General features: G+C 71.0%; 19 protein-coding genes and 1 pseudogene. 17 read left to right on the top strand and 3 right to left on the bottom strand.

What is annotated here, in order from left to right; translation table 11 throughout:
- Positions 1-3 precede the first annotated feature (3 nt).
- From ACWPOB_RS19325 to ACWPOB_RS19315, 3 genes are read left to right on the top strand one after another with little or no spacing between them, the layout of a single operon-like run.
- Entirely contained in the window at positions 4-1,062 is a 1,059-nt protein-coding gene (locus ACWPOB_RS19325; RefSeq protein ID WP_455401819.1) for a thiamine-phosphate kinase, read from the top strand.
- A gap of 10 nt (positions 1,063-1,072) precedes the next feature.
- The gene (locus ACWPOB_RS19320; protein ID WP_100059030.1) at positions 1,073-1,594 is read left to right on the top strand and encodes a gamma carbonic anhydrase family protein; all 522 of its coding nucleotides are present in this window, start codon (positions 1,073-1,075) and stop codon (positions 1,592-1,594) included.
- A 17-nt stretch (positions 1,595-1,611) separates the two neighbouring features.
- Positions 1,612-2,289 carry a uracil-DNA glycosylase gene (locus ACWPOB_RS19315; RefSeq protein WP_455401812.1) on the top strand — a complete coding sequence of 226 codons (678 nt, stop codon included), beginning with the start codon at positions 1,612-1,614 and terminating at the stop codon, positions 2,287-2,289.
- 11 nt (positions 2,290-2,300) lie between these two features.
- On the opposite strand, the gene ACWPOB_RS19310 is transcribed toward ACWPOB_RS19315, so the two are convergent.
- Together ACWPOB_RS19310 and rpmB are read right to left on the bottom strand one after the other, a co-directional pair.
- On the bottom strand, positions 2,301-3,092 hold the full coding sequence (locus tag ACWPOB_RS19310) for an enoyl-CoA hydratase-related protein (RefSeq protein ID WP_455401811.1): 792 nt from the start codon (positions 3,090-3,092) through the stop codon (positions 2,301-2,303).
- A 115-nt stretch (positions 3,093-3,207) separates the two neighbouring features.
- A complete protein-coding gene (rpmB, locus tag ACWPOB_RS19305; RefSeq protein ID WP_003939060.1) occupies positions 3,208-3,399 on the bottom strand; it encodes a 50S ribosomal protein L28 in 192 nt (63 codons plus the stop codon).
- Positions 3,400-3,594: 195 nt separating this feature from the next.
- On the opposite strand from rpmB, the gene ACWPOB_RS19300 reads away from it, so the two are divergent.
- From ACWPOB_RS19300 to ACWPOB_RS19240, 13 genes are all read left to right on the top strand, one after another.
- Positions 3,595-5,235 (top strand): DAK2 domain-containing protein, encoded by a 1,641-nt coding sequence (locus tag ACWPOB_RS19300; RefSeq protein WP_455401810.1) that lies wholly within the window; start codon positions 3,595-3,597, stop codon positions 5,233-5,235.
- A gap of 60 nt (positions 5,236-5,295) precedes the next feature.
- The gene (gene recG, locus ACWPOB_RS19295) at positions 5,296-7,593 is read left to right on the top strand and encodes an ATP-dependent DNA helicase RecG (RefSeq protein WP_455401809.1); all 2,298 of its coding nucleotides are present in this window, start codon (positions 5,296-5,298) and stop codon (positions 7,591-7,593) included.
- A 184-nt stretch (positions 7,594-7,777) separates the two neighbouring features.
- Positions 7,778-11,179: a pyruvate carboxylase gene (locus ACWPOB_RS19290; RefSeq protein ID WP_455401808.1), complete on the top strand. Its 3,402-nt coding sequence runs from the start codon at positions 7,778-7,780 to the stop codon at positions 11,177-11,179.
- Positions 11,082-11,768, top strand: a complete 687-nt coding sequence (gene rsmD, locus ACWPOB_RS19285; RefSeq protein ID WP_455401807.1) for a 16S rRNA (guanine(966)-N(2))-methyltransferase RsmD — start codon at positions 11,082-11,084, stop codon at positions 11,766-11,768. Before ACWPOB_RS19290 ends, rsmD begins: the two co-directional genes overlap by 98 nt.
- Positions 11,765-12,259, top strand: coding sequence for a pantetheine-phosphate adenylyltransferase (coaD, locus tag ACWPOB_RS19280; RefSeq protein ID WP_100058472.1), 495 nt, complete (start codon positions 11,765-11,767; stop codon positions 12,257-12,259). Before rsmD ends, coaD begins: the two co-directional genes overlap by 4 nt.
- 272 nt (positions 12,260-12,531) lie before the next feature.
- On the top strand, positions 12,532-13,293 hold the full coding sequence (locus tag ACWPOB_RS19275) for a DivIVA domain-containing protein (protein ID WP_006933622.1): 762 nt from the start codon (positions 12,532-12,534) through the stop codon (positions 13,291-13,293).
- 124 nt (positions 13,294-13,417) lie between these two features.
- Positions 13,418-14,032 (top strand): YceD family protein, encoded by a 615-nt coding sequence (locus ACWPOB_RS19270; protein ID WP_100058473.1) that lies wholly within the window; start codon positions 13,418-13,420, stop codon positions 14,030-14,032.
- A 2-nt stretch (positions 14,033-14,034) separates the two neighbouring features.
- Positions 14,035-14,217, top strand: coding sequence for a 50S ribosomal protein L32 (rpmF, locus tag ACWPOB_RS19265; RefSeq protein ID WP_003939052.1), 183 nt, complete (start codon positions 14,035-14,037; stop codon positions 14,215-14,217).
- A gap of 20 nt (positions 14,218-14,237) precedes the next feature.
- On the top strand, positions 14,238-14,999 hold the full coding sequence (gene rnc, locus ACWPOB_RS19260) for a ribonuclease III (RefSeq protein ID WP_100058474.1): 762 nt from the start codon (positions 14,238-14,240) through the stop codon (positions 14,997-14,999).
- 6 nt (positions 15,000-15,005) lie between these two features.
- A complete protein-coding gene (gene mutM, locus ACWPOB_RS19255) occupies positions 15,006-15,875 on the top strand; it encodes a bifunctional DNA-formamidopyrimidine glycosylase/DNA-(apurinic or apyrimidinic site) lyase (RefSeq protein ID WP_006933632.1) in 870 nt (289 codons plus the stop codon).
- 112 nt (positions 15,876-15,987) lie between these two features.
- Positions 15,988-16,437 (top strand): hypothetical protein, encoded by a 450-nt coding sequence (locus ACWPOB_RS19250; RefSeq protein ID WP_455401806.1) that lies wholly within the window; start codon positions 15,988-15,990, stop codon positions 16,435-16,437.
- Between the two features lie 194 nt (positions 16,438-16,631).
- The gene (nhaA, locus tag ACWPOB_RS19245) at positions 16,632-17,858 is read left to right on the top strand and encodes a Na+/H+ antiporter NhaA (protein ID WP_455401818.1); all 1,227 of its coding nucleotides are present in this window, start codon (positions 16,632-16,634) and stop codon (positions 17,856-17,858) included.
- 172 nt (positions 17,859-18,030) lie between these two features.
- Positions 18,031-21,045: a UPF0182 family protein gene (locus ACWPOB_RS19240; RefSeq protein ID WP_455401805.1), complete on the top strand. Its 3,015-nt coding sequence runs from the start codon at positions 18,031-18,033 to the stop codon at positions 21,043-21,045.
- Positions 21,046-21,065: 20 nt separating this feature from the next.
- On the opposite strand, the pseudogene ACWPOB_RS19235 reads toward ACWPOB_RS19240, so the two are convergent.
- Positions 21,066-21,362 (bottom strand): annotated as a pseudogene (locus tag ACWPOB_RS19235) (hypothetical protein); the annotation flags it as partial.
- Positions 21,363-21,632: 270 nt separating this feature from the next.
- Here ACWPOB_RS19235 and ACWPOB_RS19230 point away from each other — a divergent pair.
- Positions 21,633-22,766, top strand: a complete 1,134-nt coding sequence (locus tag ACWPOB_RS19230) for an alpha/beta fold hydrolase (protein ID WP_455401804.1) — start codon at positions 21,633-21,635, stop codon at positions 22,764-22,766.
- The last annotated feature ends 2 nt before the right edge of the window (positions 22,767-22,768 follow it).

Below are 22,768 nucleotides of genomic sequence, written 5' to 3'. Positions count from 1 at the left end.
GTCATGATCTCTCGAAATTGCGGGGACGGTAGCGTGGTCGAAACTACCGTGACCACTGACGCCCGCACCCCACCGACCCACGAACAGGAGGACCGCATCAACGCGCCCGACCGCACCGGCCCCACCGTCGCCGACCTCGGCGAGTTCCCCGTGATCGACCGCGCGGTCGCCGGGCGTCGCCAACCCGCCACCACCCTCGTCGGACCGGGCCACGATGCGGCCCTCGTCGCCGCCGCCGACGGGCGCGTCGCCGTCTCCACGGACATGCTCGTCGAGGGCCGGCACTTCCGGCTCGACTGGTCCACCCCGCACGACGTCGGGCGCAAGGCCGTCGCCCAGAACGGCGCCGACATCGCCGCGATGGGCGCGCGCCCCACCGCCTTCCTCGTCGGGCTCGGCTGCCCGCCGGACACTCCGGTCTACGTGCTCGACGGTGTCTCCGCCGGGATCGGCGAGGCCGCGGAGGCGCTCGGCGCCGGCGTCGTCGGCGGCGACCTGGTGCAGGCGTCGCAACTGATCGTCGCGGTGACCGTCCTCGGCGACCTCGACGGGCGCGCGCCGCTCCTGCGGTCTGCGGCCCGGCCCGGCGACACCGTCGCGCTGGCCGGATCCACCGGGCGCTCCGCCGCCGGGCTGGCCGTGCTCACCGCCGGCCTCGCCGGCCACCCGGACCTGGTGGCCGCCCACCAGGTGCCGGCGCCCCCGTACGCCGCGGGACCCGCGGCGGCGGCCGGCGGCGCCCACGCCGCGACCGACATCTCCGACGGCCTGCTCGCCGATCTCGGGCACATCGCCGCCGCGTCCGGCGTCGCGATCGACGTCTCGCGCGAGCTGCTCGAGCCCGGCCCCGAGCTGCGGGCCGCCGCCGCGGAACTCGGCGTCGACGTGTGGGAGTGGGTGCTCACCGGCGGCGAGGACCACGCCCTTGCCGCGTGTTTCCCGCCGCACGTGCCGCTGCCCGCGGGCTGGCGGCCCGTCGGCGCGGTGCGCGAGGGCGTCGGCGTCACCGTCGACGGCCACGGCCGGCCGGGTCCCGGAGGCTGGCAGAGCTTCTCGAGATAGGTTTCACGGCATGGCTGTGTATGCGCTCGGCGACCGTGTGCCCGATATTCATCCCGACGCCTGGGTCCACCCCGATGCGGTGGTCATCGGCAACGTCACCCTCGGCGCCCGCGCCTCGGTGTGGCCCACCGCGGTCCTGCGCGGTGACTACGGCCGGATCGTCGTCGGCGCCGAGAGCAACATTCAGGACGGGACGATCATCCACTGCACCGCCGTCGACGCCACCGTCATCGGCGCCGGCACCGTGGTCGGCCACAACGCCCACATCGAAGGCTCCACCATCGGCGACGGCTGCCTGATCGGGTCCGGTTCGCTCGTGCTCAACGGCTCCGCCGTCGGCGACGGGGCGATCGTCGCGGCCGGCGCGCTCGTGGCCCCGCGGTTCCAGGTGCCGCCGCGGTCCATGGCGATCGGCGTACCCGCGAAGATCCGGGAGGGTTACGAGGTGCCGGAGGGCCACGTCGACGCCAACGCCAAGATGTACGCGGCGAACGCCGAGTACTACCGCGGCGCGCTGCGCAGGATCGACTGAGGGGCCGGGCACCACCGATGGCTGTACGACCCCTGCCGGAGATCGTCGAGGAAGGCTGGGCGCGGGCACTGGCTCCCGTCGCCGCCGACATCGCCGCGATGGGCGACTTCCTGCGCGCCGAGAACGCCGCCGGACGCGGCTACCTGCCCTCCGGCGCGAACGTGCTGCGGGCCTTCACCCAGCCGTTCGACCGGGTGAAGGTGCTCATCGTCGGCCAGGACCCGTATCCGACGCCGGGTCACGCCGTCGGACTGAGCTTCTCGGTCGCGCCGGAGGTGCGTCCGGTGCCGCGCAGCCTGGCCAACATCTACCGCGAATACAGCGACGACCTCGGCCTGCCGACACCACCCAACGGTGACCTCACACCGTGGTCGGCACAGGGGGTGCTGCTGCTCAACCGCGTCCTGACGGTGCAACCCGGTCAGCCGGCGTCGCATCGGGGCAAGGGCTGGGAGAGCGTGACCGAGCAGGCGATCCGGGCGCTCGTCGCCCGCACCGCGCCGCTCGTCGCGATCCTGTGGGGCCGCGACGCGGCCACCCTCGAACCGATGCTCGGCAAGGTGCCCACCGTGAAGTCGGCGCACCCGTCACCGCTGTCGGCCTCCCGCGGGTTCTTCGGGTCCCGCCCCTTCAGCCGCGCGAACGCGCTGCTGGCCGAGCAGGGCGGGGACCCGGTGGACTGGCGCCTGGCCTGAACGGGCGTGGCTCAGCCGCGGTCGATCGACTCGAAGTCGGGGCGCCGCTTCTCGACGAACGCGTCGACACCCTCGATGCCGGTGGGACCGTTCGCGGCCGCCGCGATCGCCTCGGCCTCCGCGTCGAGCTGCTCGGACAGCGACCGCCCCGCGGACTTGGCGAGCAGTTGCCGGATCCCGGCGTAGGCCGCGGTGGGACCGGCCGCGAGGGTGCGGGCCACCCGCATCGCCTCGCCGGGCACCTCGTCGTCGGCGACGAGGCGGCTGAGCACCCCGAGCCGCACGGCCTCGTCGGCGTTCAGGACACAGTCGGTGAGGATGATCTCCCGCGCCCGGGCGACCCCGACGATGCGCGGCAGGGTCCACGACATGCCGCCGTCGGGCGTGAACCCGATCGACGGGTAGGCCGGCCGCAGCTTCGTCGAGGGGCCGCCGAGCGCGATATCGGCGTGCAGCACGATGCTCATGCCCGCCCCCGCCGCCCAGCCCTGGACGGCGGCCACCACGGGCACGCGGGCCGCGTCGAGGGCGCGGACGAAGTCGTGGAACAGGCGTGCGACCTCGCCGACGAACTCGCCGCGGTCGGGCGCGGAGGCGAAGGCGCGGACGTCGCCGCCCGCGCAGAAGTTGGCGCCCTCACCGACGAGCAGGACGGCGCCGACCTCGGAGCCGGCGGTGCGCAGGGCCTCGATGCCCTGGGCCAGGCCCGCGGGGGAGAGGGACGTGCCGCGCTCGGCGGTCGCCACGGCGATGCGCAGCACGCCGTCCTCGAGGCGGACGTGGGACAGTACTGATTCGGTCACCCGGGGCACCCTACCCGTCGCTCCGGCCGGTGGGGTGTGGGGTCATGGCGACGGTGGTGGAACACGACGAGGCCCCGGCGTCGCAACGCCGGGGCCTCGTATGCCGAACCGGGGATCAGCCGCGAACGACCTTGCCCGCCTTGAGGCAGGAGGTGCACACGTTGACCTTACGCGTGTTGCCCGGGGCAACCTGAGCGCGCACGCTCTGGATGTTCGGGTTCCAACGACGGTTGGTACGCCGGTGCGAGTGCGAGACCGACTTACCGAAGCCGGGGCCCTTGGCGCATACGTCGCAGACGGCAGCCATAGTCGCGAACTCCTTGGTGAGTAGTGGATATTTTCGTGTCTTCGTCGGCCTGCGAACACGAGGAGGCGTCCGCCATCCGTGCGAGGCAACCCTGCAAGCGTAGCGGGTGGGGGTGGCAATGGCCAAACCGGCCGTCCGACGGGCGCACCGCTACCCTTGCGTCACCGGTTGCGTGGTGGCGAAGGGGGGAAGCAGGTGCTCGAGGTCGGGGAAGCAGTCGACGGGACTGCCCTGCGCCGATGGGTGGATCTCGGGTTGCGGGCGCTCGCCGAGCGCCGCGACGAGATCAACAGCCTCAACGTCTTCCCCGTCCCCGACGGGGACACCGGTACCAACCTGCTCGTCACCCTGCGCTCCGCGGCGGCCGAACTCGACACCTCCGCGGCGGACGCCGAGGACGTCGCCACGATCGTCTGCGCCCTGGCGCGCGGCGCGTTCCACGGCGCCCGCGGCAACTCCGGTGTCATCCTCGCGCAGATGCTGCGGGGCCTGGCCGACGCCCTCGACCGGGCCGTGGTCGTCGACGGCGCCGAACTCGGGCGCGCCTGGCGTCACGCCGCCGACCTCGTCACCCGCGCGCTCAGCTGCCCCGCCGAGGGCACCATCGTCAGCGTGCTGCACGCGGCCGCCGACGGCGCGCACGCGGCCGGCCGCTCCGGGTCGCTCGTGACGGTGGCGACCGCAGCGGCCGACGCCGCCGCCGAGGCCCTGCAGCGCACCACCGCGCAACTCGACGTGCTGGCCGAGGCCGGCGTCGTCGACGCAGGGGGCCTCGGTCTGCTCCTGCTGCTCGACGCGTTCGTCGAGACGGTGTCGGGCCGGCGGCCGGACCGGGCGCCGATCGCGACGGCGAAGCCCGGCGCTCCCGCCCGGCGTGGCGGGCACAACGGGCACGGACCCCGCCACGGCGGCGATCAGGACTTCGAGGTCATGTACTTCGTCGAGGGCTCCGACACCGCCCGCATGGACACCCTGCGTACCCGCCTCGACGCCCTGGGGGACTCGGTCGCCGTCGTCGGCGACGGCGCCGGCACCTGGTCCGTGCACGTGCACTGCTGCGACGCGGGCGCCGCCGTCGAGGCCGGCCTGGAGGCCGGGCGGCTGCACCAGGTCACCGTCACGTGCTTCGCGCTGGAAGCACAGCAACGGATCGGCGTCGGCCCGGTGGCTTCCGGAGCCGGAAGCCGCTCGGTGCTCGCCGTCGCGGCCGGCGACGGGGCGGCGGAGCTGTTCGAAGCCGAGGGCGCGGCGATCGTGCGGGCGGACGATCCGATCACCCGCCGGCACCTGCTCGACGCGATCCGCCGGCTGGGCAGCCGTGACGTGATGGTCCTGCCCAACGGGGCGCTGCCCGCCCAGGAACTCGTCGCGGTCGGCGCGGCGGCCCGCGACCACCGGCGCGAGGTGATGTTCCTGCCCTGCTCGTCGATGGTGCAGGGACTGGCGTCGCTCGCGGTGCACGACCCGGGCCGCGACGCCGCCGACGACGCCTTCGCCATGTCCGAAGCGGCCGCCGCGACCCGGTGGGGTTCGCTGCGCATCGCGAACGAGCGGGCCCTGACCTGGGTGGGAACGTGCGAGCCGGGGCACAGCCTGGGCCTCTCGGGCCATGATGTCGTAGTCATCGAGCATGATCTGGTGACGGCGGGAGCGTCGCTGCTCGACAAGGTGCTCGCCGCGGGCGGAGAGCTCGTGACGATGCTCGTCGGCTTCGACGCGCCCGACGGACTCGCCGAGCGGCTGACCCGGCACGTCAACGACCGCCACCCCGAGGTGGAGGTGCTGGTGTACCACGGGGGACAGCGCAGCGACCTGCTGCAGCTCGGTGTGGAGTAGCCGGCACAGGAACAGTCGGACGTCGGCCCCCCGGCGTCGATCGGAGCGGAGAGGACGGCAGTGGCGACACTCGCGGACCGACTCGATCATCTTCTCGGCCGCAAGACCGCGGATGCACTCGCCGACTCGTTCGGCATGACCACCGTCGAGGACCTGCTGCGCCACTATCCCCACCGGTACGCCACCCAGGGCGCCGAGCTCGGCGACTCGCAACCGGTCGAGGGCCAGCACGTGACGATCATCGCGCGGGTGGCCAAGGCCGACGAGGTGCGGATGAAGAGCCGGCCCGGCACCCGGCTCGCCGTCGTGCTCGAATCGGACCGGCAGAAGATCGACGTGACCTTCTTCAACCCGCAGAAGGTCAAGTACAACATCAAGCCCGGGGTGCGCGGCATGTTCTCCGGCACCGTCAAGTACTTCCGCGACAAGTGGAGCCTGGCCCACCCGAGCTACATCATCCTGCCCGAGCCCCGCGGCCCCGAGATCGGTGGCGCGGCCCCGCGGCCCACCCGGGTGCGCGGCGCCGGCGCGCTCGCCGGCCTGGCCCGCAGTGCCCAGGGCGACGGCGGCATCGACATGTCGATCTTCGACCGGGCCCTCATCCCGATGTACCCCGCCACCCGCGACGTCGAGTCGTGGACCGTGATGCGCTGCGTGCGGCAGATCCTCGATCAGCTCGAGACCGTCGACGACCCGCTGCCCGAGTGGGTGCGTCGCGAGCACGGCCTGATCGGGCTGGACGAGGCGCTGCGCCGCATCCACCTGCCCGACGACCGGGACGACGTCACCGCCGCCCGGGAGCGCCTGCGGTTCGACGAGGCCGCGGCGGTGCAGCTCGTCCTCGCCCGGCGCCGCCACGACGTCGCGGTGCGCACGGCCCCGGCGTGCCCGCGCCGCAGCGGCGGTATCGCCGACGAGTTCGATCGCCGGCTGCCGTTCGAACTGACCGCCGGGCAGCTCGCCGTCGCCGACGAGATCGCGGCGGACCTCGCCGGATCGCACCCGATGAACCGGCTGCTGCAGGGCGAGGTCGGCTCGGGCAAGACGATCGTGGCGCTGCGGGCGATGCTGCAGGTCATCGACGCGGGACACCAGTGCGCGCTGCTCGCGCCGACCGAGGTGCTCGCCGCCCAGCATGCGCGCTCGCTGGCGAAGATGCTCGGCGACCTCGCCGCGGCGGGCGAACTCGCCGCCCACGAGCTGGCCACCAAGGTCACCCTCGTGACGGGATCGATGAGCGCGGCCCGCAAGCGGCAGGCCCTGCTCGACATCGTGAGCGGCGACTCCGGGCTCGTGATCGGTACCCACGCGCTGATCCAGCAGGGCGTCGAGTTCTACGACCTCGGCCTCGTCGTCGTCGACGAACAGCACCGGTTCGGCGTGGAGCAGCGCGACGTGCTGCGCAACCGCGGCCGCGACGGTGCCAGCCCGCACGTGCTGGTCATGACGGCGACACCCATCCCGCGCACCATCGCGATGACCGTCCTCGGTGACCTCGAGGTGTCCACATTGCGGGAACTGCCCCGCGGCCGGTCGCCCATCACCAGCCGGGTCGTGGCGGCGAAGGTGCATCCCAGCTGGGTGGCGCGTGCGTGGGAACGCATCGGCGAAGAGGTCGCGGCGGGCCGGCAGGCGTATGTGGTGTGCTCGCGCATCGGCGACGGCGACAGCGACGAGGACGCCGATCTGATCGACGTCGACGAGGCGGAGACGACCGGCGGGCGCGGGGGCAAGGGCAAGCCGCCTGAGACGAAGTCGGTGCTCCAGCAGTTCGAGGAGCTCGCGGGCGGACCGCTGGCCCACCTGAGGGTCGGGCTGCTGCACGGGCGACTGCCCGCGGACGAGAAGGACGCGGTGATGCGCGACCTCGCCGCCGGGGACATCGACGTGCTGGTGTGCACCACCGTCGTCGAAGTCGGCGTGGATGTGCCCAACGCGACGGTGATGGTGATCGTGGACGCCGACCGGTTCGGGGTCAGCCAGCTGCACCAGCTGCGCGGCCGGGTGGGCCGGGGCGGGCATCCTGGGCTGTGCCTGCTCGTGTCGGATTCAAAGCCCGGCGCGCCCGCCATGGCCCGCCTCGAGGCCGTCGCCGCGACCACCGACGGATTCGCGCTCGCCCAGCTGGACCTGCAGCAGCGCCGCGAGGGCGACGTGCTCGGTGTCGCCCAGTCGGGCACCACCTCGACTCTGCGGATGCTCTCGCTCGTCGACGACGTCGAGGTCATCGAGGCCGCGCAGGCCTTCGCCCGCGCCGTGACCGACCGCGATCCGCGGCTCGAGGAACACCCCGGACTGGCCCGGATGGTGTCGGCCGCGCTCGATACCGAACGGGTCGCGTACCTCGAGAAGTCGTGAGGTTACGTTCCGCGCACGCCGGGCGCGGCGCCGTCGTGAGGTGACGCCCGCCGCACCCGCGACGTTTCCGGCACGTTAAAGATCCCTCGACCTGCATCGTTTCAGTCGGACAAAGACGTGCATCCGTCCCACGATCTGGGATGCGGACGCCGAACGGAGTGTTACGTCGCGGTACCGTCGTCCAATGTTCTCCAAAGTGCTTGTCGCCAACCGAGGCGAGATCGCGATCCGCGCGTTCCGTGCCGCCTATGAACTGGGTGCCGGGACCGTCGCGGTGTTTCCGTACGAGGACCGCAATTCCCTGCACCGGCTCAAGGCCGACGAGGCCTACCAGATCGGGGAGCAGGGGCATCCGGTCCGTGCGTACCTGTCCGTGGCGGAGATCGTCGCCGCCGCGAAGAAGTCCGGCGCCGACGCGGTCTACCCCGGCTACGGTTTCCTGTCCGAAAACCCGGATCTGGCGGCGGCGTGCGCGGCGGAGGGCATCACCTTCATCGGTCCGTCGGCGCACGTGCTGGAGCTGACCGGAAACAAGGCGCGGGCGATCGCGGCGGCCAAGGCGGCGGGTCTGCCGGTGCTGGCGTCGTCGGAGCCGTCGGCCGATCTCGAGCAGCTGCTCGCGGCTGCCGAGTCCATGGAGTTCCCGATCTTCGTCAAGGCCGTCGCCGGCGGCGGCGGGCGCGGCATGCGGCGCGTGGCCGAGCGCGGCCAGCTGCGGGAGGCGATCGAGGCGGCGTCCCGGGAGGCGGACGCGGCGTTCGGCGATCCCACGGTGTTCCTCGAGCAGGCGGTGGTCGATCCCCGGCACATCGAGGTGCAGATCCTGGCCGACGGCCAGGGCAATGTGATGCACCTGTTCGAGCGGGACTGCTCGCTGCAGCGCCGGCACCAGAAGGTCATCGAGCTGGCCCCGGCACCGAACCTCGCCCCCGAGCTGCGCGAGCGGATCTGCGCGGACGCCGTCGCGTTCGCGAAGCAGATCGGTTACAGCTGCGCCGGCACCGTCGAGTTCCTCCTCGATTCCCGCGGCAACCACGTCTTCATCGAGATGAACCCGCGGATCCAGGTCGAGCACACGGTCACCGAGGAGATCACCGACGTCGACCTCGTGCAGGCGCAGATGCGCATCGCCTCCGGTGAGTCGCTGACCGACCTGGGCCTGTCGCAGGACAAGGTCGCGATCCGCGGGGCGGCGCTGCAGTGCCGCATCACCACCGAGGATCCGGCCAACGGCTTCCGGCCCGACACCGGCCGCATCAGCGCCTACCGCACGCCCGGCGGCGCCGGCATCCGTCTCGACGGCGGCACCTCCGTCGGTGCCGAGGTCTCCGCTCACTTCGATTCGATGCTGGTCAAGCTCACGGCCCGCGGCCGTGACCTGCCCACGGCCGTCGCCCGCGCCCGCCGCGCGGTCACCGAGTTCCGCATCCGCGGCGTGTCGACGAACATCCCCTTCCTGCAGGCCGTGCTCGACGACCCGGACTTCCGGGCCGGGAACGTCACCACGTCGTTCATCGAGGAGCGGCCGCAGCTGCTGACCGCCAAGACCTCCGCGGACCGCGGCACGAAGATCGTCGAGTACCTCGCCGACGTGACGGTGAACAAGCCGCACGGCGAGCGCCCGACGACGGTGTACCCGCACGACAAGCTGCCGAAGATCGACCTCGACGTCGCCCCGCCGGAGGGTTCGCGGCAGCGGCTGCTCGCCCTCGGCCCGGACGGCTTCGCGAAGGCGCTGCGCGAGCAGAAGGCCCTCGCCGTCACCGACACCACCTTCCGCGACGCGCACCAGTCGCTGCTCGCGACGCGCGTGCGCAGCAAGGACCTGCTTACCGTCGCCGGCCACGTCGCGCGGATGACCCCGCAGCTGCTGTCGATCGAGGCGTGGGGCGGCGCCACCTACGACGTCGCGCTGCGGTTCCTGCACGAGGACCCGTGGGAGCGTCTGGCGGCGCTGCGGGAGGCGATCCCGAACATCAACCTGCAGATGCTGCTGCGCGGACGCAACACGGTCGGCTACACCCCGTACCCGGAGATGGTCACCCGCGCGTTCGTGCGGGAGGCCACCGACACCGGCATCGACATCTTCCGCATCTTCGACGCGCTGAACAACGTCGACCAGATGCGGCCGGCGATCGACGCGGTCCGCGAGACCGGCACCGCCCTGGCCGAGGTCGCGATGTCCTACACCGGGGACCTGTCCGATCCCGGCGAGACGCTCTACACCCTCGACTACTACCTGCGCCTGGCGGAGCAGATCGTCGAGGCCGGCGCCCACGTGCTGGCGATCAAGGACATGGCCGGGCTGCTGCGCGCACCCGCGGCCGCCACCCTGGTCTCGGCGCTGCGCAGCAACTTCGACCTGCCGGTGCACGTGCACACGCACGACACCCCCGGCGGTCAGCTCGCGACGTACCTCGCGGCGTGGCAGGCCGGCGCCGACGCCGTCGACGGCGCCTCCGCCGCGCTGGCGGGCACCACCAGCCAGCCCGCGCTGTCGGCGATCGTCGCCGCGGCCGCGCACTCGGAGTACGACACCGGTCTGGACCTGCAGGCCGTGTGCGACCTCGAGCCGTACTGGGAGGCGCTGCGCAAGGTGTACGCGCCGTTCGAGTCGGGACTGCCCGCCCCCACGGGCCGCGTGTACACCCACGAGATCCCCGGCGGGCAGCTGTCGAACCTGCGGCAGCAGGCCATCGCACTGGGGCTGGGCGACCGGTTCGAGGAGGTCGAGGCCAAGTACGCCGCGGCCGACCGGATGCTCGGCCGGCTGGTCAAGGTCACCCCTTCGTCGAAGGTGGTCGGTGACCTCGCCCTGCACCTGGTGGGTTCCGGCGTCGGCAGCGACGAGTTCGCGGCCGACCCGGCCCGCTACGACATCCCGGACTCGGTGATCGGATTCCTGCGCGGCGAGCTCGGCACCCCGCCCGGCGGGTGGCCCGAGCCGTTCCGCTCCAAGGCCCTCGAGGGCCGCGGCGCTCCCAAGCCCGAGGTGCCGCTGACCTCCGAGGAGGAGAAGGCGCTCGACGACACCTCCAGCGAGCGGCGCACCACCTTGAACCGGCTGCTGTTCCCCGGCCCGACCCAGGCGTTCCTCGAGCACCGGGACCGCTACGGCGACACCTCGGAGCTGTCGGCCAACCAGTTCTTCTACGGTCTGCGCCGCGGTGAGGAACACCGGGTGCGCCTGGACAAGGGTGTCGAGCTGCTGATCGGGCTGGAGGCGATCTCCGAGCCGGACGAGCGCGGCTTCCGGACCGTGATGTGCATCCTCAACGGGCAGCTGCGCCCGGTGTCGGTGCGCGACAAGTCCGTCGCCAGCGAGGTTCCGGCCGCGGAGAAGGCCGACCGCAACAACCCCGGGCACGTCGCCGCGCCGTTCGCCGGCGCCGTGACCCTCCTCGTCGCCGAAGGCGACCGCGTCGCCGCCGGTGACACCGTCGCCACCATCGAGGCGATGAAGATGGAGGCCGCGATCACCGCTCCGCGTGGCGGCGTGGTCACCCGCGTCGCCCTCGCCGGCGTGTCCCAGGTGGAGGGCGGCGACCTGCTGGTCGTCGTGTCCACCGAGGAGAGCGCGGAGTGATCGGACGGTTCTCCGGGACGGTGCGATGACCCGGATCGTGGCCGGCCGGGCCGGGGGGCGGCGCCTGAAGGTGCCGCCCCGCGGGACCCGGCCCACCTCGGAGCGGGTCCGCGAGGCGCTGTTCAGTTCGCTCACGGCCCGGATGGAGCTCGACGGCGCGTCGGTACTGGACCTGTACGCCGGCTCCGGCGCGCTCGGGCTCGAGGCGCTGTCCCGGGGCGCCGCCCACGCCTTGCTCGTCGAGTCCGACGCGCAGGCCGCCGCCGTGATCCGCCGCAACATCACCGAACTCGGTCTGCCGGCGGTGCTGCGGGCTGCGCCGGTCGCCGCCGTGCTCGGCGGTGCCCCGGACCGGGTCTACGACCTCGTGGTCGCCGATCCGCCGTACGCGGTGACCGAGCAGGCGGTGTCCGCGATGCTCACCGCCCTCGTCGACGGGGGCTGGGTGGGGGAGGGGTCGGTGGTGGTGCTCGAACGCTCCTCCCGCTCGCCGGAGACGGCGTGGCCGCAGGCCCTCGAACCGGACCGCGTTCGCAAGTACGGCGAGACCCGGATCGAGATCGCTACCTGCTACGGTTCGGACTCATGAGCAGTGCGGTCTGCCCCGGTTCGTTCGATCCCGTGACCAACGGCCACCTCGACGTCATCTCTCGGACTGCCGTGCAGTTCGACGAAGTGACGGTGACCGTCGTGATCAACCCCAACAAGCAGGGAATGTTCTCGGTTCCCGAGCGCATCGAGATGCTCACCGAAGCCACCGCCCACCTGGGCAACGTGCGCGTCGACTCCTGGCAGGGCCTGCTGGTGGACTACGCACGTGCCCACGGCATCACGGCCATCGTCAAGGGCCTGCGCGGCGCCAACGACTTCGACTACGAGCTGCAGATGGCGCAGATGAACCACAAGCTCACCGGCGTCGACACCCTGTTCGTCGCGACCAACCCGGCCTTCAGCTACCTGTCGAGCTCTCTCGTCAAGGAGGTCGCCACCTACGGCGGCGACGTCGCCGACATGCTCCCGGCGACGGTGCACAAGCGGCTGCTCGCGCGGATCGCGGAGCGCACAGCGGCGAAGCGCTGATCCGGCACAGCGGCGAAGCGCTGATCCGGCACAGCGGCGAAGCGCTGATCCGGCACAGCGGCGAAGCGCTGATCCGGCACAGCGGCGAAGCGCTGATCCGGCACAGCGGCGAAGCGCTGATCCGGCTGATCCGGCACAGCGGCCAAGGCTGACCCCGCCTGTTCCATCGCCGACACACCGGGTCCGCGATGCGCGACTCCGGCGGCACCTGCGGCAGACTTGCATCCGGCGGCGGTCCACCGGCCGCGCCGGGACGACGATTGGGGTTGGGCGTGTACCGGGTATTCGAGGCACTCGACGAGCTGGTCGCGATCGTCGAGGAAGCACGCAGTGTCCCGATGACCGCGAGCTGCGTGGTCCCACGCGGCGACGTACTGGACCTGCTCGACGACGTCCGCGACGCGTTGCCGGCCGAACTGGACGACGCGCAGGACGTCCTGGATCATCGGGACAAGCTCATCGGCGACGCGCGGGCCCAGGCCGACAAGACCGTCGCGGACGCCGACGCGGAGGCCCGCGAGACCCTCGACAACGCCCGCGCCGACGCGGACCGCATGCTCGCCGACGCGAAGGCACAGGCGGACCGGATGGTGCAGGAGGCCCGCGCCCACGCCGACGATCTGCTGCGCGACGCCCAGGCCGAGGCCGACGACACGATCGCCGACGCCAAGGAGCAGTACGAGTCCGTGACGGCCCGTGCCCAGGCGGAGGCCGACCGCATGATCGAGGCGGGCAAGGCCTCGTACGAGCGGTCGGTCGCCGACGGCGAGGCCGAGCAGGCCCGTCTGGTGTCGCAGACGGAGGTCGTGCAGGCCGCCCACGCCGAATCGGCGCGGGTCATCGATGCCGCCCACGCCGAGTCGGATCGGCTGCGGTCGGAATGCGACGAGTACGTCGATTCCAAGCTCGCCGAGTTCGAAGACGTGCTCGGCACGACGTTGCGGTCGGTGGGTCGCGGCCGGCAGCAGTTGCGGACGGGCGCCGGTGTGCCCGACTACACGGAGGCCGAACGCCGGTCCGAGCGGCGCCGCTGACGCATCCGGCACCCCCACGCCGGGCGATTTCGCCGCGCCCGGGTCCGTCGCGTATCGTGGAGTGGTTGCCCAGTCGCCCCGTGGGGGCGACGCCCGTTACCTGGAAAGAGGAAGAAGCATTCCCGTGTCTGCCCGCCGTCACAGCTCCCAGCATCCCGACCGGGATTCGGGTCTCGTGCTGGACGTACTCTCGCTCGGACGCCGTCCGGGCTCCATGCGCACGGTCCACACGGTGGTACCTGCGCCGTTGCGGATCGGACTCGACGCGATCGCGATCGAGGAAGGCACGGATGTGGAACTCGATCTCCGGTTGGAAGCGGTGTCCGAGGGGGTCCTCGTCACCGGGACCGTGCGTGCCGATACAGTCGGCGAGTGCTCGCGCTGCCTCGAGCCCTTCGAGGACTCGGTGGAGCTGTACCTGACGGAGTTGTTCGCCTACCCGAACAGCGTCACGGAGCAGACCACCCACGAGGACGAGGTCTACCGCCTGGTGGACGACACGATCGACCTCGAGCCGGTCATCGTCGACACCGTCGGTCTGGAGCTTCCGCTGCGGCCGTTGTGTAGTGACGACTGCGCGGGACTGTGTCCCGAATGCGGCATTCGCCTGGCGATTGCGGAATCCGGGCACGGGCATGAGAGAATGGATCCTCGCTGGGCTGGGTTGGCAGCCGCTTTCGGCGCAGGCTCCGAAGAACCCAGCAGTGCATCCGACAGCAAGAACAACGAGGAGAAGTAGACGTGGCCGTCCCCAAGCGCAGAATGTCGCGTTCGAACACCCGGTCGCGGCGGAGCCAGTGGAACACCACTGCGCCGACGCTCGTCACCTGCCCGAACCGCGGCTGCGGCGAGAAGAAGCTGCCGCACGTGGCGTGCCCGTCGTGTGGCACCTACAACGGCCGTCAGGTGACCGCCGCCGTCTAGTTCTCGAATTCTGAGACATCGTGACGAGCGATTCGACCACCGCATCCGAGGGCGGCGAAGGGGAACACGCGTCCCTTCTCGCCGCCCTCGGTGTCGATGTGGATCGGGAGCTGCTGACGCTTGCGCTCACGCACCGCTCCTACGCGTACGAGAACGGCGGCCTGCCGACCAACGAGCGTCTCGAGTTCCTCGGCGACGCCGTCCTCGGCCTCACCGTCACCGAGAAGCTGTACCTGTCGCATCCGGACAAGTCCGAGGGTGAACTCGCGAAGATCCGGGCTTCGGTGGTGAACATGCACGCCCTCGCCGAGGTCGCGCGGTCCCTCGGTGACGGCGGCCTCGGCCCGCACCTGCTGCTCGGCAAAGGTGAGGAACTCACCGGTGGCCGCGACAAGCCCAGCATTCTCGCGGACGGCATGGAGTCGCTGCTCGGCGCCGTCCACCTGCAGCACGGTATCGACGTCGCACGCACCGTCGTGCTGCGCCTGTTCGCCGAACTCCTCGAGCGGGGTCCGCGCCTCGGCGCCGGTCTCGACTGGAAGACGAGCCTGCAGGAGCTGACCGCGGAGCGAGGCGTCGGCGTGCCGGCGTACGAGATCACCGCCACCGGCCCGGACCACGACAAGGAATTCACCGCGACCGTGATCGTCGCGGGCGACGCCCGCGGTGTCGGCGTGGGACGGACGAAGAAGGAAGCCGAGCAGAAGGCCGCCGCCGCGGCCTGGCAGAGCCTGTCCGACAGCGACGCCACCCCCACCGGCGCCGGCGCCGACCAGAACTGACCCGACGTGCCCGAACTGCCCGAGGTCGAGGTCGTCCGCCGCGGCCTGGACGCGCACGTCCGCGGCGCCACCATCGAGTCCGTCCAGGTGCTGCACCCGCGTGCGGTACGCCGTCACGAACCCGGCCCGCGGGATCTCGCGCTGCGGCTGACCGGGCAGACCGTGGCTGCGGTCCAGCGTCGCGGCAAATACCTGTGGCTCGTCTTGGGGCCCGCCGACGTCGCACTGGTCGTACATCTCGGGATGAGCGGGCAGATGCTGGTCCAGCCGCCGGCGGTGCCGGACGAGAAACACCTGCGCATCCGCGCCGTTCTCGACAACGGCGCCGACCTGCGGTTCGTGGACCAGCGCACCTTCGGGGGCTGGGCCCTCGCCCCGCTCGTCGAGGTCGACGGTGCCGTCCTGCCGGAGCCCGTCGCGCACATCGCCCGTGACCCCCTGGATCCGGCGTTCGACGCGGCCGCCGTGGTGAAGGTGCTGCGCGGCAAGCACACCGAGATCAAGCGCGTCCTCCTCGACCAGACCGTCGTGTCCGGCATCGGCAACATCTACGCCGACGAATCGCTGTGGCGGGCCGGCGTGCACGGCAACCGCGCGGCCGACCGGCTCGGGGGGCCGACCCTGCGGCGGCTGCTCGACGCGGCCCGCGACGTGATGGGCGAGGCGCTCGCCCAGGGCGGTACCTCGTTCGATGCCCTCTACGTCAACGTCAACGGCGAGTCCGGTTACTTCGACCGGTCGCTGAACGTCTACGGCCAGGAGAACCTGCCGTGCCCACGGTGCGGGACGCCGGTGCGGCGCGAGAAATTCATGAACCGTTCGTCGTTCAGCTGCCCCCGGTGCCAGCCGCCGCCACGGGGCGCGCGGCGAGCCTGACTTCGGCCGTCCTCCGCGTCCGTCGAAGCGGTGAATCCGCCCCGCGGTCCCTGCCGACCGTGCACAGTGGGAACGGCGGAGGAGGACGCACATGCGAACATCGAGGAGAGCCGTGCCGGCTGCCGCGGCGGCGCTGGTAGTGGCACTCGCGGTCGTCGGATGCGGCACAGACGACTCGTACCCCAGCGAGTCGGCGCAGACGACCACCGAGGCAGCCCGGGAAACGACCCGGCCGACCGGCACGGCCGAGTCCGAGCCCGGGCCGACGGGTACCGAGTCACAGGGCACCGAGACGACGGATGGAATCCCGGCCTATCAGCCGTCGACGCTCGTCAGCCGGGCGATCGGCTCGACCGTCCTGACGACGTCCGACCCGATCGAGCAGGTCAGCACCTTCTACCTCGACTTCGTGGACCGGGAGGGCTGGCAGACGATCTCCGAGAGCGTCACTCCCTACAGCACGAGTCTCACGATCAGGAAGCCGGGGGAGGGCGCCTCCATCTCGGTGTCCTCGGGCGGTGACGGGACGCTGGTCTCGATCAGCACCTATCCGTCACCCTGATCCGTCGCCCTGACGGGGCCGCCCGGCTGCCTCGGCTCGGATCCGGGCGCCGGGTGGGATACGGTGGAACCGGTGCGCCGGGAAGTCTGGTCGGCAGACGATGACTGCTGCCCGAAATCCGAGGACGATAGATGACGACACCCTTCTCCCGCCTGCCGTTGCTCTCCCGTGGATCGTGGGAGGAATCCAAGCGGGTGGCCGAGATTCTCCGCAAGGAGACCGTCGGTGGCGTCCTCCTGCTCATCGGCGCGCTTGCGGCCCTGGTCTGGGCCAACACCCCGTGGTCCGACGCCTATCACAGCCTTCGCGACACGACGGTGGGGCCGTCCGCGCTGCACCTGGACCTGTCGCTCGGGACATGGGCGGCCGACGGTCTGCTGGCCATCTTCTTCTTCGTCGTCGGCCTGGAACTCAAGCGTGAGTTCGTCGCCGGCGACCTGCGGGACCTGCGGCGCGCCGCCGTGCCGATCACCGCAGCGGTGGGGGGGATGGCGGTACCCGCGGCGGTGTTCGTCGCGGTGAACCTGCGCGGCGGAGCGGACGCGCTGACCGGATGGGCGGTGCCCACCGCCACCGACATCGCCTTCGCCGTGGCCATCCTGGCCGTCATCGGGACGCATCTCCCGGCGGCCCTGCGCACCTTCCTGCTCACGCTCGCCGTCGTCGACGACCTCCTCGCCGTCACCGTGATCGCGGTGTTCTACACCGACGATCTCGACCTGGCGTATCTCGGGCTCGCGATGCTCCCGCTGCTCGCGTTCGCTCTGGCGGTGCAGCGCGGCATCCGGGCCTGGTGGCTCCTGGTGCCGCTGGCGGTGCTCACGTGGTTCCTCGTCCACGAATCCGGTGTCCACGCCACCGTGGCCGGCGTCCTGCTCGGTTTCACCGTGCCCGTCGCCCGCAGGACGCGCACCGGCACGGAGGCCATGGCCGAGCAGTTCGAGCATCGGCTCCGGCCGCTGTCGGCCGGGGTGGCCGTGCCGATCTTCGCGTTCTTCGCCGCCGGCGTGACGATCGGTGGTCTCGACGGCCTGGGTGAGGCGCTGCGCGATCCGATCTCGGTCGGGGTCGTCGCGGGCCTCGTGCTCGGCAAGGTCGTCGGGATCTTCGGCGTCACCTACCTGATGGCCCGGTTCACCCGCGCCCACCTGGACGAGGGGCTGAGCTGGCTGGACGTGCTCGGCGTCGCGCTGCTCGGCGGCATCGGCTTCACCGTCTCCCTGCTGATCGGGGATCTCGCCTACGGTGCCGGCACCGTCGCGGCCGACCACGTCAAGGTCGCGGTCCTCGTCGGCTCCCTCACCGCGGCGCTCGCCGCCTCGGTGGTGCTCCGCTCCCGGAACCGCGCCTACCGCAGGATCGCGGAACTCGAATCCCTCGACGAGGATCAGGACGGCATCCCGGACGTCTACCAGCGCTGAACCCGGGCGCGGCCTGCACGATCCCGTTCTGCGCGGGAGGAATCTGCGCCGGTCGGCGATTCCCTGGGCGGAGTGATCTCCCCCACCTAGAATGGGTGGACGGACATCGCGGCCGCATCGTGTGGACTCCGCCCCGTCCACCGGCCGCCGCGGTATATGCGGGCGATCGGAGGTGGCCGTGCATCCCTCCGAACCAGGGCGGTTGCTGCCGCGCCGGGCGCATCGGGCGATCGTCGCCTTTCTGGTCCTCTTCGCTCTGCTCGTCGCCGGCCCTCGGCTGATCGCGGTGTACACCGATCGGCTGTGGTTCGGCGAGGTCGGCTACCAGGACGTGTGGGGCACCATCATCGTGACCCGGTTGGTGCTGTTCGCCGGGGTGACGCTGGTGGTGACCGGTCTGCTCTTCGGGGTGACGGCGTGGGCATACCGATCGCGACCGTTGTTCGCCGTCGGCCCGGACGATCCGATCGAGCGGTACCGGATCGTGGTGCTGAGGCGCCCGAAACTGTTCGCGATCGGTATCCCGTTGCTGCTGGGACTGTTCTTCGGCCTGAGCGCACAGAGTCAGTGGGCCAGAGTGCAGCTGTTCCTCCACGGCGGATCATTCGGTAGCGTCGACGCGGAGTTCGGGTACGACGTCGGGTTCTACGTCTTCGACCTGCCGTTCTACCGGCTCGTGCTGACGTGGTCGTTCCTCGCGCTGTTCCTGGCACTCGTGCTCTGCACGGCCACCCACTACCTTTTCGGTGGACTACGGCTGCCGTTCGCAACCGGCGCCGGGGACCGTCGTGGTGCCACCGGCGCGGCGGGTGCGACGACGCGCGCCGCCCGAATCCAGATCGCCGTGCTCGCCGGGAGTTTCGTCGCGCTCAAGGCGGTCGCGTACTGGTTCGACCGCTACCAGCTGCTGTGGAGCGGCCGGAAGGAACCGACGTTCACCGGGGCCGGATACACCGACATCAACGCGGTGCTGCCGGCGCGCCTGATCCTCGTGGCGATCGCCGTGCTCTGCGCGGCAGCGTTCTTCGCCTCGATACTGCTGGACGACCTGCGGGTGCCGTTGATGGCCACCGCGCTGTTGGTCCTGTCGTCGATCGTCGTCGGTGGGATCTTCCCGGCCCTCACGGAACAGTTCTCGGTGCGCCCGAACGCGGCCGATCGCGAGAGCCCGTACATCGAGCGCAACATCGCCGCGACCAGGCAGGCATACGGGATCGAGGCCGATCGCGTCGAGTACCGGGACTATCCCGGGGTCGGAACTCGGCCGCCACGCGAGATCCCGGCCGACATCACCACGATCGCCAACGCCCGGCTGCTGGACCCGAACGTGCTCTCCAGGACCTTCACCCAGCAACAGCAGCTGAAGAACTTCTACGGTTTCACTCCGCAACTGGACATCGACCGGTACACCATCGACGGGAAGGTCGGCGACTACATTGTCGCGGCCCGGGAACTGTCTCCGAAGAGCCTGAGCGGCAATCAGACCCAATGGATCAACCGGCACACCGTCTACACCCACGGCAACGGATTCGTGGCGGCGCCGGCGAACCGGGTCAACGCCGCCGTCCGGGACGCGGCCGCGGCCGGAAGCGGCAGCGACAGTGGATACCCCATTTACACGGTCAGCGACATCGCATCCCAGGGCTCCGGTCGGCAACTGATCCCGGTCGAGCAGCCGCGCATCTACTTCGGCGAGCTGATCGCCGCGTCGGACCCGGACTACGCGATTGTCGGCGGGTCCGCCGGTGCGGCGCCGCGCGAGTACGACACGGATACCTCGCAGTACACCTACTCCGGCAGCGGGGGAGTGCCGATCGGAAACTGGATCAACCGGCTGGCGTTCGCGGTCCGGTACGGCGAGCGCAACATCCTGTTCTCCGGCGCCATCGGAGCGGACTCGAAGATCATCTTCGATCGCGATCCGAAGACCCGCGTGGAACGGGTCGCGCCGTGGCTCCGCACCGACGGCAATCCGTACCCGGTGGTCGTGGACGGACGGATCGTCTGGATCGTCGACGGGTACACCACCCTGGCGCACTACCCGTACGCCCAGGCCGGTGTGCTGCCTGGGGCCGGCGTCAGCGAGACCGGCCGGCTGCTTCCGGGTCAGTCCGTCTCCTACATCAGGAACTCGGTCAAGGCCACCGTGGACGCCTACGACGGCACCGTCACCCTCTACCAGGTGGACACGAACGACCCGGTTCTCGAGGCGTGGATGGGGGCGTTTCCCGGCGCCGTACAACCGCCGGAGTCGATCACCCCGGAACTGCGCTCCCACTTCCGCTACCCGGAGGACCTCTTCGGTCTTCAACGGGACCGGCTCGCCAAGTACCACGTCGACGACCCGCGGGAGTTCTTCACCAACAACGCGTTCTGGTCCGTCCCCAGCGACCCGACCTCCGAGGCCGTGGGGTCGCAGCCGCCGTACTACGTGCTGGTCGGTGACCGGGAGGGCGCGGCACCGTCCTTCCGCCTCGCCAGTGCGATGGTCGGGTTCAACCGCGAGTTCCTCTCCGCCTACATCTCGGTGAACTCGGACCCGGACGGCTACGGCCGGATGGAGGTGCTGCAGCTGCCGACCGACACGCAGACCCAGGGGCCGCAGCAGACCCAGAATTCGATGATCTCCGACACCCGGGTGGCCTCCGAACGCACCCTGCTCGAGCGGTCGAACCGGATCCACTACGGCAATCTGCTGACGCTGCCGATCGCGGACGGCGGGGTTCTCTACGTCGAGCCTCTGTTCACCGAACGTCTCACCAACACCGCCGACGGTTCGACCTTCCCGCAACTGTCGCGGGTGCTGGTCAGCTACCGCGAGCCCAGCGCCGGTGGCGTCCGCGTCGGATACGCACCCACCCTCGCCGAGGCCCTCGACCAGGTCTTCGGTGCGGGGACGGGCCGAGCGGCGACCGCGCCCGGCGGTGATGCCGCGACCCCGCCACCCCCTGATCCTGCGGCGACCGCTCCGCCCCCCGAGGAGGGCGCCACGGTGCCGCCGCCCACCGCGCCGCCCGCAGAGCCGACCCCGGAGCAGCTCACCGCTGCGGTCCTCGAACTGAACAGCGCCCTGGCGGATCTGCGCGACGCCCAGCGCACCGGCGATTTCACGTCGTACGGCGCCGCACTCGACCGGCTCCAACGTGCCATCGATGACTTCCTGGCCGCAGGGGGCAGCCTCAACTGAGGTGTAGCTATCCGACGCTTCTAACGTGTCAAGCGGCCGCGGTGCGCCGTGAGTCGTCCGTGCGGTCGCTTCGTCGTAGATGGTGTGATGAGGTAGATGGTGTGGTGAGCAGGACAACCGTGGAGAATGCCGACGAGGCGGTTCGCCAAAGCACGATGTGGTGGGTGGCGCCGCCGGCACGGTGCCGGTCGTAATAGGCGCGGGCGCCCGGCAGAGGCCTTCAGTGCAGCGAAGGCCTGCTGATAGAGCGCACCAGCCAACCGTCGGTTCCGGGCGAGCACGACCCGTTTGATGCCGGAGACTCGGGTCACCGGCGCCATGGCTGTCGGCCGGCTCTGCGGAGCAGGGCTCTCGACTCGCGTGACGGTGAATGCGAGCCCCTGCTCCGGGCTGGGTGCGACGGACAGCACGGCGTGGGCGTCACGTCCGGCCAGGTCGTAGAAAGCAGCCACCGAGTACTCGCGCAGCATCGACCGGGTCATGGCCGTGTTGCGCCCCCGGGTCCAGATCGTCCCCCTCGGCGCCCCTCGGACTCGGACTATTGGCCAATCCGATGAGCACGAGACAAGTCCGAAACCACCCAGTTCGTGTTCCACCAAACGCCCCGGTTCCGGAATCGATCAGCGGACCGCCCATCCGGGATCGTTGCACGTCAGCGTTCCGGTCCGCGCCCGACTTCCAGGACCCTGGGAAAGGAGGGAGGGATCACCGTGCGATACGACGACTGGGGCGCCCGGTCGCCGCAGTGGGCGGGGTTGCGCAGCGTGTCGACGAGCGTGTGCGGCGTGCCCGTGCACTATGTCCGAGCGGAGCCCGCGTCGACCGCGCCTCCCGACGCGCCAGTTCACCTGCTGGTGCCCCCGATGACCGGTAGCGCGAGCATGTGGCTCGATCTCGTTCCTCCCCTGCGCCAGCTCGGGCCGGTGATTTCCGTCGACCTCCCGGGGACGATTGTCGGCCACACCGGTGATCCGTATCGGCATGGGCCACGCGCGGACCTGGACGCTCGCTTCGTGGCGGCCTTCGTCCGGCAGCTCCGCCTCGAGAGTCAGGTGCTGCTGCACGGCTGGTCGACGGGTGGCCCGGTGGCGGCGCTGGCCGCCACGATGATGCCGGAGAAGACTCGGGGAGTCGTCTTGGTGGCCCCGGCGCTGCCGTGGCGCCGGACGTCACCAGCTGAGGCGTTCGGGTGGCAGACGCTGGGACGTCTCGTCGTCGCAGCCGGCCCGCCCACGACACGCCTGGTGCTGCGACTGGCGGGCCGGCGCATACTGGACGCCAAGCGAACCGCGATCGAAGACGCGGGCTCCATCTCCGGTGGCCGGACCGACCCCCTCGGTGGAAACCCGGGCCGTGTCTCACGAGCGCAGGTCGACCTGTGGCTCGATGGCCTCGAGGCGGCCCGCGAGCACCCGGAACGGCTCGCGGGCACGGCCACGGCGTTCGCGTCGATCGTCAAAGCCATGTTCATCACGCAGAAGCTGACGAACGAGGCTCTCGATTCCGTGCAGATGCCCGTACTTGTGCTGTGGGGAAGGGACGATCACCTTGTCGACCCCACGTCGCTCATGCAGCACGCCCGACGGCCGGGCTGGACACCCCGCCCCATCGAGGACGTCGGCCACCTGCTTCCCGTCGAGGCGCCCGACCTCTACGCGCAGGCAGTCTGCCAATGGCTCTCCGACAGTTTCGAGATTCCCGGATTCGGGCGTCCTACGTAGAT

The organism is Rhodococcus sp. 2H158 (genome assembly GCF_053764755.1).
This window is presented reverse-complemented; position numbering and strand designations above follow the sequence as displayed.

Bases quoted from the DNA above. Each gene is read 5' to 3' on its own strand.
- coaD (WP_100058472.1), top strand. From the start codon at position 11,765: ATGAGCAGTGCGGTCTGCCCCGGTTCGTTCGATCCCGTGACCAACGGC.
- ACWPOB_RS19320 (WP_100059030.1), top strand. From the start codon at position 1,073: ATGGCTGTGTATGCGCTCGGCGACCGTGTGCCCGATATTCATCCCGAC.
- ACWPOB_RS19290 (WP_455401808.1), top strand. From the start codon at position 7,778: ATGTTCTCCAAAGTGCTTGTCGCCAACCGAGGCGAGATCGCGATCCGC.
- ACWPOB_RS19315 (WP_455401812.1), top strand. From the start codon at position 1,612: ATGGCTGTACGACCCCTGCCGGAGATCGTCGAGGAAGGCTGGGCGCGG.
- rpmB (WP_003939060.1), bottom strand. From the start codon at position 3,399: ATGGCTGCCGTCTGCGACGTATGCGCCAAGGGCCCCGGCTTCGGTAAG.
- ACWPOB_RS19325 (WP_455401819.1), top strand. From the start codon at position 4: ATGATCTCTCGAAATTGCGGGGACGGTAGCGTGGTCGAAACTACCGTG.